Source organism: Pseudomonas sp. Arb-4-2C (assembly GCF_055755015.1).
Genome location: NZ_CM146899.1, coordinates 4,063,659 through 4,077,694, shown reverse-complemented (window position 1 = coordinate 4,077,694; position 14,036 = coordinate 4,063,659). Strand labels below are relative to the sequence as shown.

Annotated in this window: 17 protein-coding genes; 16 read left to right on the top strand and 1 reads right to left on the bottom strand. The window is 59.7% G+C overall.

Translation table 11 applies throughout. From position 1 onward, the window contains the following. Positions 1-444: 444 nt before the first annotated feature. From rluC to sppA, 3 genes are read left to right on the top strand one after another with little or no spacing between them, the layout of a single operon-like run. Positions 445-1,407 (top strand): 23S rRNA pseudouridine(955/2504/2580) synthase RluC, encoded by a 963-nt coding sequence (rluC, locus tag AC0J41_RS18390; RefSeq protein WP_025113008.1) that lies wholly within the window; start codon positions 445-447, stop codon positions 1,405-1,407. Next, positions 1,394-2,059, top strand: a complete 666-nt coding sequence (locus AC0J41_RS18385; RefSeq protein WP_025113009.1) for an HAD-IA family hydrolase — start codon at positions 1,394-1,396, stop codon at positions 2,057-2,059. The genes rluC and AC0J41_RS18385 overlap by 14 nt, the downstream gene beginning before the upstream one ends. A 21-nt stretch (positions 2,060-2,080) precedes the next feature. Beyond that, entirely contained in the window at positions 2,081-3,070 is a 990-nt protein-coding gene (gene sppA / locus AC0J41_RS18380; RefSeq protein ID WP_025113010.1) for a signal peptide peptidase SppA, read from the top strand. Positions 3,071-3,120: 50 nt separating this feature from the next. Here the strand turns inward: sppA and AC0J41_RS18375 are convergent, their stop codons facing one another. Next, positions 3,121-3,699 (bottom strand): Maf family protein, encoded by a 579-nt coding sequence (locus AC0J41_RS18375; RefSeq protein WP_473013254.1) that lies wholly within the window; start codon positions 3,697-3,699, stop codon positions 3,121-3,123. Positions 3,700-3,804: 105 nt separating this feature from the next. Here AC0J41_RS18375 and AC0J41_RS18370 point away from each other — a divergent pair, with 105 nt between their 5' ends. The 13 genes from AC0J41_RS18370 (at position 3,805) to AC0J41_RS18310 (ending at position 14,008) form a co-directional block, all read left to right on the top strand. Further along, a complete protein-coding gene (locus tag AC0J41_RS18370; protein ID WP_003204262.1) occupies positions 3,805-4,332 on the top strand; it encodes a YceD family protein in 528 nt (175 codons plus the stop codon). Between the two features lie 13 nt (positions 4,333-4,345). Further along, positions 4,346-4,528, top strand: a complete 183-nt coding sequence (gene rpmF / locus AC0J41_RS18365) for a 50S ribosomal protein L32 (RefSeq protein ID WP_003179396.1) — start codon at positions 4,346-4,348, stop codon at positions 4,526-4,528. A gap of 4 nt (positions 4,529-4,532) precedes the next feature. After that, entirely contained in the window at positions 4,533-5,543 is a 1,011-nt protein-coding gene (gene plsX / locus AC0J41_RS18360) for a phosphate acyltransferase PlsX (protein ID WP_473013253.1), read from the top strand. 123 nt (positions 5,544-5,666) lie between these two features. Further along, positions 5,667-6,605: an ACP S-malonyltransferase gene (gene fabD, locus AC0J41_RS18355; RefSeq protein ID WP_025113013.1), complete on the top strand. Its 939-nt coding sequence runs from the start codon at positions 5,667-5,669 to the stop codon at positions 6,603-6,605. A 16-nt stretch (positions 6,606-6,621) separates the two neighbouring features. Continuing rightward, positions 6,622-7,362, top strand: a complete 741-nt coding sequence (gene fabG / locus AC0J41_RS18350; protein ID WP_025113014.1) for a 3-oxoacyl-ACP reductase FabG — start codon at positions 6,622-6,624, stop codon at positions 7,360-7,362. Positions 7,363-7,558: 196 nt separating this feature from the next. Beyond that, positions 7,559-7,795 carry an acyl carrier protein gene (gene acpP, locus AC0J41_RS18345; RefSeq protein ID WP_003175607.1) on the top strand — a complete coding sequence of 79 codons (237 nt, stop codon included), beginning with the start codon at positions 7,559-7,561 and terminating at the stop codon, positions 7,793-7,795. A 108-nt stretch (positions 7,796-7,903) separates the two neighbouring features. Further along, positions 7,904-9,148, top strand: coding sequence for a beta-ketoacyl-ACP synthase II (gene fabF, locus AC0J41_RS18340; RefSeq protein WP_025113015.1), 1,245 nt, complete (start codon positions 7,904-7,906; stop codon positions 9,146-9,148). Continuing rightward, positions 9,148-9,963, top strand: a complete 816-nt coding sequence (gene pabC / locus AC0J41_RS18335; RefSeq protein WP_473013252.1) for an aminodeoxychorismate lyase — start codon at positions 9,148-9,150, stop codon at positions 9,961-9,963. The genes fabF and pabC overlap by 1 nt, the downstream gene beginning before the upstream one ends. A gap of 3 nt (positions 9,964-9,966) precedes the next feature. Then, the gene (gene mltG, locus AC0J41_RS18330) at positions 9,967-11,163 is read left to right on the top strand and encodes an endolytic transglycosylase MltG (protein WP_473013251.1); all 1,197 of its coding nucleotides are present in this window, start codon (positions 9,967-9,969) and stop codon (positions 11,161-11,163) included. Positions 11,164-11,182: 19 nt separating this feature from the next. Next, positions 11,183-11,815: a dTMP kinase gene (gene tmk / locus AC0J41_RS18325; protein WP_473013250.1), complete on the top strand. Its 633-nt coding sequence runs from the start codon at positions 11,183-11,185 to the stop codon at positions 11,813-11,815. Next, entirely contained in the window at positions 11,808-12,791 is a 984-nt protein-coding gene (locus AC0J41_RS18320) for a DNA polymerase III subunit delta' (protein ID WP_473013249.1), read from the top strand. The genes tmk and AC0J41_RS18320 overlap by 8 nt, the downstream gene beginning before the upstream one ends. A gap of 57 nt (positions 12,792-12,848) precedes the next feature. Next, positions 12,849-13,205: a PilZ domain-containing protein gene (locus AC0J41_RS18315; RefSeq protein WP_025113020.1), complete on the top strand. Its 357-nt coding sequence runs from the start codon at positions 12,849-12,851 to the stop codon at positions 13,203-13,205. A gap of 14 nt (positions 13,206-13,219) precedes the next feature. Then, a complete protein-coding gene (locus tag AC0J41_RS18310; RefSeq protein ID WP_473013248.1) occupies positions 13,220-14,008 on the top strand; it encodes a TatD family hydrolase in 789 nt (262 codons plus the stop codon). The last annotated feature ends 28 nt before the right edge of the window (positions 14,009-14,036 follow it).

Here is a 14,036-nt window from a genome sequence, read left to right as displayed (position 1 = left end):
TGCATCTCCACCCTACACGTATCCCTGATAATTCGGGTGCTGCCGCGCGCAGAATCCGCAGCGGGTTGGCATTTACCGTGAGCTCCGAAAGGGGAGGTCACGCATCATGGCTAATTCAGGCGGTGTTTCCGAAGCGCTCGCTCGGGGTCATCAGCAGCTGACTGCACTTTGTGAACTGGCCTCGAATATTTGCCTGTCAGGCGAGTGAAAACTCTGCTCGACGGTGTAATTCAGGCCTCATGTCACCTGCGCTTGTTACAACTGCAAACTCCACCGTTACGTAGCGAAAGCCCCGTAGGACGGCCTCGCGTCCTGGTGAATTGCGTTGGTCAGGGCCGGTTTTTGACCGTGGTTCCGCTGTCCAGGCCGCTTTTGGCGGCGTTCGCGACTATAGCAGCAATGATTAAGTGCTTCAATTCCATAAAAATTGTTATCATCCGCGGCATGACAACTACTGCCCCTTCGACTCCAGGCGTTCAACTGCTTGAAGTCTCGCCGGAGTATGCCGGCCAACGAATCGACAATTTCCTCCTTGCCCGGCTCAAAGGCGTGCCCAAGACCTTGATTTACCGCATTTTGCGTAAAGGCGAAGTGCGCGTGAACAAGGGGCGGATCAAGCCTGAATACAAGCTGCAGGCCGGCGATATCGTGCGTGTACCGCCGGTTCGCGTGCCTGAGCGTGACGAGCCGGTGCCTTTGGCCCAAGGCCTGTTGCAGCGCCTGGAAGCCTCGATTGTCTATGAAGACAAAGCCCTGATCGTGATCAACAAGCCCGCCGGCATTGCGGTTCACGGTGGCAGCGGCTTGAATTACGGCGTCATCGAAGCCTTTCGTCAGTTGCGCCCCGATGCCAAGGAGCTCGAGCTGGTTCACCGTCTCGATCGTGATACCTCGGGCCTGCTGATGATCGCCAAGAAGCGCAGCATGTTGCGTCACTTGCATGCCGCATTGCGCGGTGACGGTGTCGATAAGCGCTACATGGCGCTGGTTCGCGGCAACTGGGCGACCTCGATAAAGCAAGTCCGTGCGGCGCTCGGCAAGAGCAATCTGCGCTCCGGCGAGCGCATGGTCGAGGTCGACGAGGAGGAGGGCAAGGAGTCTGTGACCGTGTTCAAGGTCCTGCGTCGCTTTGGTGATTTTGCCACTCTGATCGAAGCCAAGCCGATCACGGGTCGCACGCACCAGATCCGCGTCCACACGTTGCACGCCGGGCACTGCATCGCTGGCGACACCAAGTACGGCGATGACAGTTTCAGCAAGGAAATCCGTGATCTGGGCGGCAAGCGTCTGTTCCTGCATGCCTACATGCTGACCGTGCCGCTGCCCGATGGCGGTGAACTCAAGTTGCAGGCACCGGTCGATGAAATGTGGGCCAAGACTGTGGAGCGATTGAGTGCGCCCATCTGATTACAAGCTGCTGATTTTTGATTGGGACGGCACGCTGGCCGATTCCATTCATCGGATTGTCGAGGCAATGCACTCGGCATCCGGGCGTTCAGGTTTCGAGTTGCGTGATGATTTTGCCGTAAAAGGCATCATCGGTCTGGGCTTGCCAGAGGCGATCCGCACCTTGTATCCGGACATCAGCGATGCCGAAATGACCTTGTTTCGCGAGTATTACGCGGATCACTACATCGCCGCGGAAGCCGTGCCTTCGCCGTTGTTCGAAGGCGTAGTCGAGTCGATGGCGTCTTTTCGCGAGCAGGGTTATCACCTGGCAGTCGCGACTGGCAAGAATCGTCGCGGGTTGGATCGGGTGCTCAAGGCCAATGGCTGGGAAGATTATTTCGACATCACTCGCGCTGCCGATGAAACAGCGAGCAAGCCGCATCCGCTGATGCTGGAGCAGATATTGGCCCATTGCGGTGTGCGTGCGGAGCAGGCGCTGATGGTCGGGGACTCTTCCTTCGATCTGCTGATGGCGCGTAACGCGGGGATGGATTCGGTGGCGGTCAGTTATGGCGCGCAATCGATCGAATCGCTGCAGCAGTTCGAGCCGCGCCTGTCGATCGACCATTTTAGTGAGTTGCACGCCTGGCTGGGGCAGCAGGCCAAATAAGTTTTTTCTGGGGTGGACTGGATGACCGACGAATGGAAAGCACCGGCCAAGGCAAGTGCCGACGACGGTGACGCAAAGAGCTGGAAGCTGTTGGAAACGACCCTGCTGGCCAGTGTGCAGGAGCAGCGTCGCTCGCGGCGGTGGGGGATTTTCTTCAAGCTGCTGACGTTTGTTTATCTGTTTGTTGCGCTGATCCTGTTCACTCCACTGATGGATATGGAAAAGAGCGCTACCCGTGGTCCGAACTACACCGCGCTGATCGATGTCACCGGCATGATTGCCGACAAGGAGCCGGCCAGCGCCGACAATATTGTCGGCAGTCTGCGTGCGGCCTTCGAGGACAAGAAGGTCAAGGGCGTGATCCTGCGGATCAACAGCCCGGGCGGCAGTCCGGTGCAGTCGGGTTACGTGTATGACGAGATCAAGCGCCTGCGTGGTCTGCATCCGGATACCAAGGTGTACGCGGTGATTTCCGATCTCGGCGCGTCCGGTGCCTATTACATCGCCAGTGCGGCGGATCAGATCTATGCCGACAAGGCGAGTCTGGTCGGCTCCATTGGTGTGACGGCGGCGGGTTACGGTTTTGTTGGCACCATGGACAAGCTGGGTGTCGAGCGTCGCACCTATACCTCGGGTGAACACAAGTCGTTTCTGGATCCGTTCCAGCCACAGAAGCCTGACGAAACCGCGTTCTGGCAGACCGTGCTGGACACCACGCACAAGCAGTTCATCAACAGCGTCAAGCAGGGGCGTGGTGATCGTCTGAAAGACAAAGAGCATCCGGAATTGTTCTCCGGGCTGGTCTGGTCTGGCGAGCAGGCGCTGCCGCTGGGGCTGATCGACGGTCTGGGCAATGCCAGTTCGGTGGCGCGTGATGTGATTGGCGAGAAAGAGCTCGTGGATTTCACTGTTCAGGAGTCGCCGTTCGATCGCTTCTCGAAAAAGCTCGGCGCCAGTGTCGCCGAGCAGTTGGCGATGTGGATGGGTTTCCACGGGCCTTCGTTGCGCTGAGCAATCAGTGTGTAAAAAAAACCGGCCTTGATGGCCGGTTTTTTTGTGCTTCAGGGGATTTGTACGCCCTCTGCCAGCAGCATGTCGATCAGACGGATGAGTGGCAGACCGATCAGGCTGGTGGCGTCCGGGCCTTCGGTGGATTTGAAGAGGCTCACGCCTAGTCCTTCGGCCTTGAAGCTGCCGGCACAGTCGTAGGGCTGCTCCAGGCGCAGGTAGCGCTCGATGCGTGCTTCGTCGAGTTGGCGCATGTGCACGGTGAACGGCACACAGTCGGCCTGACAGTGGCCGGTCTGGCTGTTGAGCAGGGCCAGGCCGGTGAGGAAGGTCACGCTGGCGCCGCTGGCGGCCAGCAGTTGCTCTCGGGCCTTGTCGAAGGTGTGCGGCTTGCCAATGATGCGTTCGCCCAGCACGGCTACCTGGTCCGAGCCGATAATCAGATGAGCGGGGTGGCTGGCAGCCAGTGCCCGGGCTTTCTGTTCGGCGAGGCGCTTGACCAGTTCGATGGCTGATTCGCCCGGCTGGTGGCTTTCGTCGATATCCGGCGAGCTGCAGACGAACGGCAGGTGCAGGCGGGCGAGCAATTCCCGACGATAAGTCGAGCTTGAAGCGAGTAATAAAGGCAACATTGGCGTCTCCTGAGGCAGGCGCGAATTCTAGCGGAGGCACGCAAGTGACGGACAGGGCACAATTTCCTTTGACATGGGTGGGGGCATCCCTATAATGCTGCGCCTATGTTGAATGACCCGATTCCACCTCACGTTGACCCGCGCAAATTGGCTGATCGTGGCACCACCCTTCAAGGTGAACTGCTGCTGGCCGATTTGAAGAGACTCTGCGACCCGCTTTCCGACGATGTCGGTACGGTGCAGGCCAAATTCGTTTTTGAACGAGATGAACGTAAATCTGTGGTGATCCACAGCTTTATCGACACCGAGGTCAAAATGGTTTGCCAGCGTTGTCTTGAGCTGGTCACCCTGCCGATCCATAGCGAATGCAGTTACGCTGTGGTGAAGGAGGGTGCGAATACCCAGTCGTTACCGAAAGGTTATGACGTGCTGGAACTGGGCGAAGATCCATTGGATCTGCAGTCACTGATCGAGGAGGAGCTTCTGCTCGCCTTGCCCATTGTGCCTGCTCATCATCCGGAAGAATGCCAGCAGCCGGCGGGAGCAGATGAACCCGAACCGAGCGAGGACGAGGTAACGCGGTCCAACCCGTTCAGTGTATTGGCGCAGTTAAAGCGTGACCCAAACGTTTAGGAGTTAATCAATTATGGCTGTTCAGCAGAACAAAAAATCCCGCTCTGCCCGTGACATGCGCCGTTCGCACGACGCTCTCGAGGCTAGCACCCTGTCTGTAGAAAAAACCACCGGTGAAGTTCACCTGCGTCACCACGTATCGCCAGAAGGCGTATACCGTGGCCGTAAAGTGATCGACAAGGGCGCTGACGAGTAATCACTTGTCCGCTCAAGTCATTGCGATTGACGCAATGGGCGGGGACTTCGGTCCCCGCAGCATTGTTCAGGCCAGCCTTGCTTGCCTTTCTGCTACACCCTCGCTGCACCTGACCCTCGTCGGTCAACCCTCCCTTCTTGAAGAATTGATCAATGGCCAACCGGCTGCGGATCGCTCGCGCCTGACGATTGTTCCGGCGTCTGAAGTCATCACCATGGATGAAAAGCCGACCCAGGCCTTGCGTGGCAAGCCGGATTCGTCGATGCGTGTCGCCCTTGAATTGGTGCGTGACGGCAAGGCTCAGGCCTGTGTCAGCGCCGGCAATACCGGAGCGTTGATGGCGCTGTCGCGATTTGTCTTGAAGACGTTGCCGGGCATCGACCGTCCGGCAATGGTTGCCGCGATTCCGACACAGACAGGTTATTGCCAGTTGCTCGACCTGGGCGCCAACGTCGATTGCAGTGCCGAGCATCTGTTGCAGTTCGCGGTGATGGGCTCGGTGGCGGCGCAGACGCTGGGTATTGCCCGGCCACGGGTGGCGCTGCTCAACATCGGCACCGAAGACATCAAGGGCAATCAGCAGGTCAAGCTGGCGGCGACCTTGTTGCAGGCGGCCCGAGGCATCAACTACATCGGTTTCGTCGAGGGTGATGGCCTGTATCGCGGCGAGGCTGACGTGGTGGTCTGTGACGGGTTTGTCGGCAATATCCTGCTCAAGTCCAGCGAAGGCCTGGCGACGATGATTGCAGCGCGCATCGAAGCCTTGTTCAAAAAGAACATGGCGAGCCGTGCTGTCGGTGCCTTGGCGCTGCCGTTAATGAAGCGTTTGCAGGCCGATCTGGCACCGGCACGACATAACGGCGCAAGCTTCCTCGGTTTGCAGGGCATTGTGGTGAAAAGTCACGGTTCGGCCGGGGTTCAGGGCTTTCAGAGTGCGATTCAGCGTGCGCTGATCGAAATTCAGGAGAATCTGCCCGAGCGTCTTCATGGTCGTCTGGAAGATTTGTTGTCTTAGGCGTTTTCGTCGGACAATGCTTAAATGTGACCGCCCGGTTCAAAGGGTCATCCAACTGTCAGTTTCTGGCGTCCCCCGGTGGGGTGTCATTTTTCGACGACAAGATCATTAGGGGCTTGTTACATGTCTGCTTCCCTCGCATTCGTCTTTCCAGGACAGGGTTCGCAGTCCCTCGGCATGCTGGCCGAGCTGGGCGCGGAATATCCGCTGATCCTCGAAACATTCAAAGAAGCCTCCGCTGCTCTGGGCTATGACCTGTGGGCGCTGACCCAGCAGGGTCCGGAAGAGCTGCTCAATCAAACCGACAAAACCCAACCGGCCATTCTGACCGCCTCGATCGCCCTGTGGCGTCTGTGGCTGGCTGAAGGCGGTGCGCGTCCGGCATTCGTTGCCGGTCACAGCCTGGGTGAATACAGCGCACTCGTCGCTGCTGGCAGCCTGACACTGGCGGATGCGGTAAAGCTCGTTGAGCGCCGTGGTCAGCTGATGCAGGAAGCCGTTCCGGCCGGGCAGGGCGGTATGGCTGCCATCCTCGGTCTGGAAGACGCTGACGTACTGGCTGCCTGTGCAGAAGCGGCGCAGGGCGAGGTGGTCAGCGCGGTAAACTTCAACTCGCCAGGCCAGGTGGTCATCGCTGGTGCCAAGGCTGCTGTTGAGCGCGCCATCGAAGGTTGCAAGGCCCGTGGTGCCAAGCGTGCCATGCCGCTGCCGGTGAGCGTGCCGTCGCACTGCGAACTGATGCGTCCGGCCGCCGAGCGTTTTGCCGAATCCATTGCCGCCATCGACTGGCAGGCGCCGCAGATCCCGGTGGTACAGAACGTCAGCGCGCAAGTGCCGGCCGATCTGGAAACCCTCAAGCGTGATCTGCTTGAACAGCTGTACAAGCCAGTTCGCTGGGTTGAGTCGGTCCAGACCCTGGCCGCCAAAGGCGCGACCAATCTGGTCGAGTGCGGCCCGGGCAAGGTGCTGGCGGGTCTGAACAAACGTTGCGCCGAAGGCGTTTCGACTTCCAACCTCAATACCCCAGATGCTTTCGCTGCCGCCCGTGCAGCGCAAGCCTGAATCAGGAGAAACTTGCATGAGTCTGCAAGGTAAAGTTGCACTGGTTACCGGTGCAAGCCGTGGTATCGGCCAGGCCATCGCTCTGGAACTGGGTCGTCAGGGCGCCATCGTTGTTGGCACCGCGACCTCCGCCAAGGGCGCCGAAGCGATTGCCGCCACTCTGAAAGAACACGGTATTCAGGGCACTGGTCTGGAACTGAACGTCACCAGCGACGAGTCGGTCAGCAAAGTGATTGCGAGCATTCAGGAGCAGTTCGGTGCGCCGGCGATTCTGGTCAATAATGCCGGTATCACCCGCGATAACCTGATGATGCGCATGAAAGACGATGAATGGTACGACGTGATCGATACCAATCTGAACAGTCTGTATCGCCTGTCCAAGGGCGTTTTGCGCGGTATGACCAAGGCGCGCTGGGGCCGAATTATCAGTATTGGCTCGGTGGTGGGTGCCATGGGCAACGCAGGCCAAGTAAACTATGCAGCCGCCAAGGCCGGTCTGGAAGGTTTCAGCCGTGCGATGGCGCGTGAAGTCGGTTCGCGTTCGATTACGGTCAACTCGGTAACCCCAGGGTTTATCGACACCGATATGACCCGCGAGCTGCCTGAAGCACAGCGTGAAGCCTTGCAGACGCAGATTCCGCTGGGTCGTCTGGGACAAGCTCAAGAGATCGCATCCGTGGTCGCTTTTCTTGCATCCGACGGTGCGGCATACGTCACTGGGGCTACAATCCCGGTGAACGGTGGGATGTACATGTAAGTAAAATGTGACGGATTGCTTCAAAAAAATGTCATACGAGCTGTCTAAAATCCGTTATAAAGCTGCAATCTATTTATAGGCAGAGGGCCGCAGGGTTTGAGGAGTGAAGCTTTCAGTTGAAAAGCTGAAAAGTCTTTCTATACACTTACCCACTGGCCAGCTGCCTGAATTTGTCCATTAGGAGTGAAAACAAGGTATGAGCACCATCGAAGAGCGCGTCAAGAAAATCGTTGCCGAGCAACTGGGTGTTAAAGAAGAAGAAGTGGTAAACACCGCTTCCTTCGTAGAAGACCTGGGTGCCGACTCCCTTGACACCGTTGAGCTGGTGATGGCTCTGGAAGAGGAATTCGAGACCGAAATCCCTGACGAAGAAGCTGAGAAGATCACTACTGTACAAGCTGCAATCGACTACGTTACTAGCCACCAGGCGTAATAGTTTGTAATCGTTGTTTGCTGTCATGGAAAAACCGCACTGCCATCATGGCGTGCGGTTTTTTCTTTAGGCCTGATGCAAAGTCGTCATTTGAAAAAGGAGAGTGCTGTGTCGCGTAGACGCGTCGTAGTCACCGGTATGGGTATGTTGTCGCCACTGGGCACGGATGTGCCGAGCAGTTGGCAGGGCATTCTGGCTGGCCGCAGTGGCATTGGTCTGATCGAACACACCGACCTTTCTGCCTATTCCACCCGTTTTGGCGGCTCGGTAAAGGGCTTCAATGTCGAGGAATACCTGTCGGTCAAGGAAGCACGCAAGCTCGACCTGTTCATTCAGTACGGTCTGGCCGCGGGTTTTCAGGCTGTTCGCAACGCAGGTCTGGAAGTCACCGACGCCAACCGTGAGCGCATTGGCGTGGCCATGGGTTCGGGGATCGGCGGCCTGACCAACATCGAAGAAACCAGCCGTACTCTGCATGAGACGGGCCCGCGTCGAATCTCGCCATTCTTCGTGCCAGGCTCGATCATCAATATGATTTCCGGTTTTCTGTCCATCCACCTGGGTGCACAGGGGCCTAACTACGCCATTGCCACAGCCTGTACGACCGGTACGCACTGCATTGGCATGGCGGCGCGCAACATCATGTACGACGAAGCCGACGTGATGATTGCCGGCGGCGCCGAAATGGCCGCATGCGGCCTGGGCATGGGTGGCTTCGGCGCGTCCCGTGCACTGTCGACCCGCAACGATGAGCCGACCCGCGCCAGCCGTCCATGGGACAAGGGCCGTGACGGCTTCGTGCTGTCCGACGGTGCCGGTGCGCTGGTACTCGAAGAACTCGAGCACGCCAAGGCTCGCGGTGCGACCATCTATGCCGAGCTGATCGGCTTCGGCACCAGTGGCGATGCGTTCCACATGACCTCGCCACCTGCTGATGGCGCCGGTGCAGCCCGCTGCATCACCAATGCCCTGCGCGATGCGAAAATCAACATCGACCAGGTGCAATACATCAACGCCCACGGCACCTCGACGCCGGCCGGCGACCTCGCCGAAGCCAACGCGCTCAAGAGCGTGTTCGGCGATCACGCCTACAAGCTGGCGGTCAGCTCGACCAAGTCCATGACCGGTCACCTGCTGGGTGCGGCGGGTGCGGTCGAGGCGATCTTCAGTGTGCTGGCGATCAACAGCCAGGTGGCACCGCCAACCATCAACCTCGACGAGCCGGATGAAGGCTGCGATCTCGATTTCGTGCCGCACACTGCGCGCAACATGGACATCGACGTCGTATTGTCCAACTCCTTCGGTTTTGGCGGCACCAACGGCACGTTGGCGTTCCGTCGGTTCGCCGGCTGATGGACAGCTGGGTCGACGGTCAGCCGGCTGACGCTCTGTCGCTGAAAGATCGCGGCTTGGCTTACGGCGATGGTCTGTTCGAGACCATCGCCGTGCAAGGCGGCCAGCCTGTGCTGCTGGACCGACACCTGGCGCGTTTGGCCGATGGCTGCGCGCGTCTGGCCATCGCGACTGATATCGAGCGGGTGCGCCAGGAGCTGCTGAGCTATGCGGCAGCGATGGGCGAGGGGGTGCTCAAGCTCATTCTCACCCGGGGCGACGGCTTGCGTGGCTACGCGCCTGATCCTGCGGCGCCGGGCCGACGTATTCTGCAAGGCAATCCTCCTGCTGCTTATCCTGCCGTGCATGGTGAGCAAGGTGTACGCTTGTTTCCCTGTGTCACTCGGCTGTCGAACCAGCCATTGCTGGCTGGGCTCAAACATCTGAACCGCCTGGAGCAAGTGCTCGCCCGTGCCGAATGGCACGACAGCGAACATGCCGAGGGCTTGATGCTCGATCAGGCCGGACGGGTCGTTGAGGGCGTCTTCAGCAACCTGTTTCTGGTGCGCGACGGCGTATTGATCACCCCGGATCTGAAGCGCTGCGGCGTGGCCGGTGTGATGCGTGCAGAAATCTTGTTTCAGGCCGAATCATTGGCTATCCCCACCCAAATCACCGACATCAACCTCGAACAACTGCAATGGGCTGATGAAGTCTTCATTTGCAACAGCGTATATGGCGTCTGGCCGGTACGTGCCTACGCTGCACTGAGCTGGCCGGTTGGCCCGCTCACCCGTAAACTGCAAGCCATTGCCCGCGCGCTACTGGATGCCTGATTCGTGAGACGTAAACTCTTGCTGCTGCTGGAAACCGGACTGGTTCTGGCAGGGCTGCTGTTGGGCGCCAGCGCCTGGAAAATTCATTCGGCGCTGGAACAGCCCCTGAACATCACGCAGGAAGAACTGCTGGATGTGCCAAAAGGCTCGACGCCTACCCGTACCTTTCTTGGACTCGAAACCGATGGCGTCATCAAGGACGCTTTCTGGTTGCGCATCTATTGGCGTTTCAATCTGACCGGTACGCCGATCCATAGCGGCGAATACCGCATGCAGTCGGGCATGACCGTCAACGGTCTGATCGACCTGTGGAAGCGTGGCGAAGTGGTGCAGTACAACCTGACGCTGGTCGAGGGCTGGAATTTCCACCAGGTCCGGGCGGCACTGGCAAAAGATGAAAAAATCGAACAGACCCTCAAGGGCCTGAGCGACAGCGAAGTGATGGAGAAAATTGGCCATCGCGGACTGTTCCCGGAAGGTCGTTTCTTTCCGGACACCTACCGCTTCGTGCGCGGAGTCTCCGACGTCGAGTTGCTGAAGAAAGCCTTTGATCGCCTGGACGAGGTGTTGGCCAAGGAGTGGGAAAACCGCTCGGCCGACGCGCCGTACAGCGAGCCTTATCAGGCGCTGATCATGGCTTCGCTGGTGGAGAAGGAAACCGGCGTGCCACAGGAGCGCGGGCAGATTGCCGGCGTGTTCGTTCGCCGTATGGCGCTGGGCATGCAGTTGCAGACCGATCCGACCGTGATCTATGGCCTGGGCGATCGCTACACCGGCAAGTTGACCCGCGCGCATCTCAAAGAGCCTACGCCGTATAACACTTATGTGATTCCCGGATTGCCGCCGACGCCGATTGCCATGGTCGGCCGCGAGGCGATTCATGCCGCGCTCAATCCGGTAGAAGGCAACAGCCTGTATTTCGTCGCCCGTGGCGACGGTAGCCATGTGTTCTCCGATGACCTGGATGCGCACAACAGTGCGGTGCGTGAGTTCCAGCTCAAGCGCCGTGCCGATTACCGCTCCAGCCCGGCCCCGGCGAATGCGCCGGCCGCTCCGGCCACGGCCACCGAAGAGACGATCCCCGCAGCGTCCCCCGATACCGCTCCGGAGTCGCTGCCGCAGGTTCCTCCTCAAGCGCCTGCGCCAGCCCCGGCACCTGCTGCCGAGCCCGGCGCGGCAGCACCGCAAAACGCGCAATGACTTTGATTAAGGACTGCCTGTGACTGGCTTGTTTATTACCCTGGAAGGCCCGGAAGGCGCCGGCAAGAGCACCAACCGCGAGTACCTCGCCGAGCGTCTGCGCACGCAAGGTATTGAAGTGGTGCTGACCCGCGAACCCGGCGGCACGCCGCTGGCAGAACGCATTCGCGATGTGCTGCTGGCCCCGGCCGATGAAGTCATGAACCCCGACACCGAGCTGTTGCTGGTGTTCGCCGCCCGTGCCCAGCATCTGGCCGAGGTCATTCGTCCGGCACTGGCCCGGGGCGCCGTGGTGCTGTGCGATCGGTTTACTGACTCGACGTACGCCTATCAGGGCGGTGGTCGCGGTTTGTCGCTGGAGCGTATTGCGGCACTGGAGACGTTTGTTCAGGGCGACCTGCGCCCGGACCTGACGCTGATTTTCGATCTGCCGGTGGAAATCGGCCTGGCCCGCGCCAGCGCTCGCGGGCGCCTGGATCGTTTCGAACTGGAAGGCCGGGCGTTCTTCGAGGCGGTGCGCGGTGCGTTTCTCAAGCGTGCCGAAGCCGAACCTGCGCGTTATGTGCGGATCGATGCCGGTCAGCCGCTGGCAGACGTTCAGCGCTCGCTGGACACGCTGTTGCCGCGTCTGCTGGAGCTGACCCGTGGCTGACGCCTATCCATGGCAAGACAGCCTCTGGCAGCAGTTGGCCGGGCGTAGTCAGCATGCTCACGCGTATCTGCTGCACGGCCCGGCCGGGATCGGCAAGCGCGCGCTGGCCGAGCGGCTGATGGCCAGCCTGCTGTGTCAGCGTCCGACGCCCGAGGCTTGCGGCGAGTGCAAGTCCTGCCTGCTGCTCAAGGCCGGCAGTCACCCGGACAACTACATCCTTGAACCGGAAGAAGCCGACAAGGCGATCAAGGTCGATCAAGTCCGTGATCTGGTCAGTTTCGTGGTGCAGACCGCGCAATTGGGCGGGCGCAAGGTGGTGCTGATTGAACCGGTGGAGTCGATGAATATCAACGCCGCCAACGCCTTGCTCAAAAGCCTTGAAGAGCCATCCGGCAATACGGTGCTGTTACTGGTCAGCCACCAGCCGAGCCGGTTGCTGCCGACGATCAAGAGTCGTTGCGTGCAGCAGGCGTGTCCGTTGCCGAGTGAGGCCGCAAGCCTGCAGTGGCTGGCACAGGCGCTGCCGGAGTGTTCTACCGAAGAGCGCGTCGAATTGCTGACGCTGGCGGCCGGTTCGCCACTGGCGGCGGTCAGCCTGCAGGCCCAGGGCGTGCGCGAACAGCGCGCGCAGGTGGTCGAAGGCGTGAAGAAGTTGCTCAAGCAGCAGCAGTCGCCGACACGACTGGCCGAAGAATGGAAAAATATTCCGATGCTGCGTCTGTTCGACTGGTTCTGCGACTGGTCGAGCCTGATCCTGCGTTATCAATTGACCCAGGATGAAAACGGCCTCGGTCTGACCGACATGCGCAAAGTGGTGCAGTATCTGGCGCAGAAAAGCGCGCAGGGCAAAGTCCTCGACATTCAGGACTGGATTCTCGCCCAGCGGCAGAAAGTCCTGAGCAAAGCCAACCTCAATCCAGCGTTGCTGCTGGAAGCCTTGTTGGTGCAGTGGGTGAGTTTGCCGGGTCACCGGTAATCGCCCCCAAAACGACTGTGTGCGCCTAGACTCTGAACATCAGCAGTGGAGGTCAACATGAATGAACCCATGAGCCCGGGGCCGCGCAACGGCATCCTGTCCCTGACCATCAAGGACAAGTCGGTGCTGTACGCCGCCTACATGCCGTTCATCAAGAACGGTGGCCTGTTCATCCCGACCAACAAGAGCTACAAGTTGGGCGATGAGGTGTTCATGCTGCTCAACCTGATGGACGAGGCGGAGAAGATTCCGGTGGCCGGCAAGGTCGCCTGGATTACCCCCAAAGGCGCCCAGGGCAATCGTGCTGCCGGTGTCGGCGTGCAATTCAATGAAGGCGACAACACCGCCCGCAGTCGCATCGAAACCCATCTGGCCGGAGCCCTGAAGTCCGACCGTCCCACTCATACGATGTAAGTTGCAGTCCTTTTATGCTCGTAGATTCCCATTGTCACCTTGATCGCCTCGACCTTGCCGCCCATGACGGCTCGCTGGATGCCGCACTCGATGCGGCCCGCCAGCGTGGGGTAGGGCACTTCCTGTGCATCGGCGTCAGTGCCGACAACGCCGCCGACGTCAAAGCCCTTGCCGAACGCTATGCCGACGTCGATTGCTCGGTCGGCGTGCATCCGCTCGATGTGCAACCGGGCGCCGCGCCTGCGCTGGACTGGCTGCTGCACGAACTCAATCACCCGAAAGTGGTGGCGATCGGCGAAACCGGTCTGGATTACCATTACGAGCCGGAAGCCGCCGAATTGCAGCAGGAGTCCTTCCGTCTGCACCTGCAAGCGGCGCAGCATACCGGCAAACCGGTGATCATCCATACCCGTGGCGCTCGCGCCGACACCCTTGAATTACTGCGCGATGCCGCGTTGCCTCAGGCCGGTGTGCTGCATTGCTTTACCGAAGACTGGGACATGGCCAAGGCCGCGCTGGACATGGGCTATTACATTTCCCTGTCGGGCATCGTGACTTTCCGCAATGCCGATGCCTTGCGCGATGTGGCAAGCAAAGTCCCGGCCGACCGGTTGCTGGTGGAGACCGATTCGCCATACCTGGCGCCGATCCCTTATCGCGGCAAGCCGAACCTGCCGCAGTATGTACGTGAAGTGGCGGAGTTTCTGGCGATGTTGCGCGGGGAAAACTACGAGCGATTTGCCGAGCAGACCACCGAGAACTTCAAGCGGTTGTTCCCGCTGGCGAGTGTTAAATCTGCTTGAGTGCGAAATGGCCATTGCGGGCAGGCTC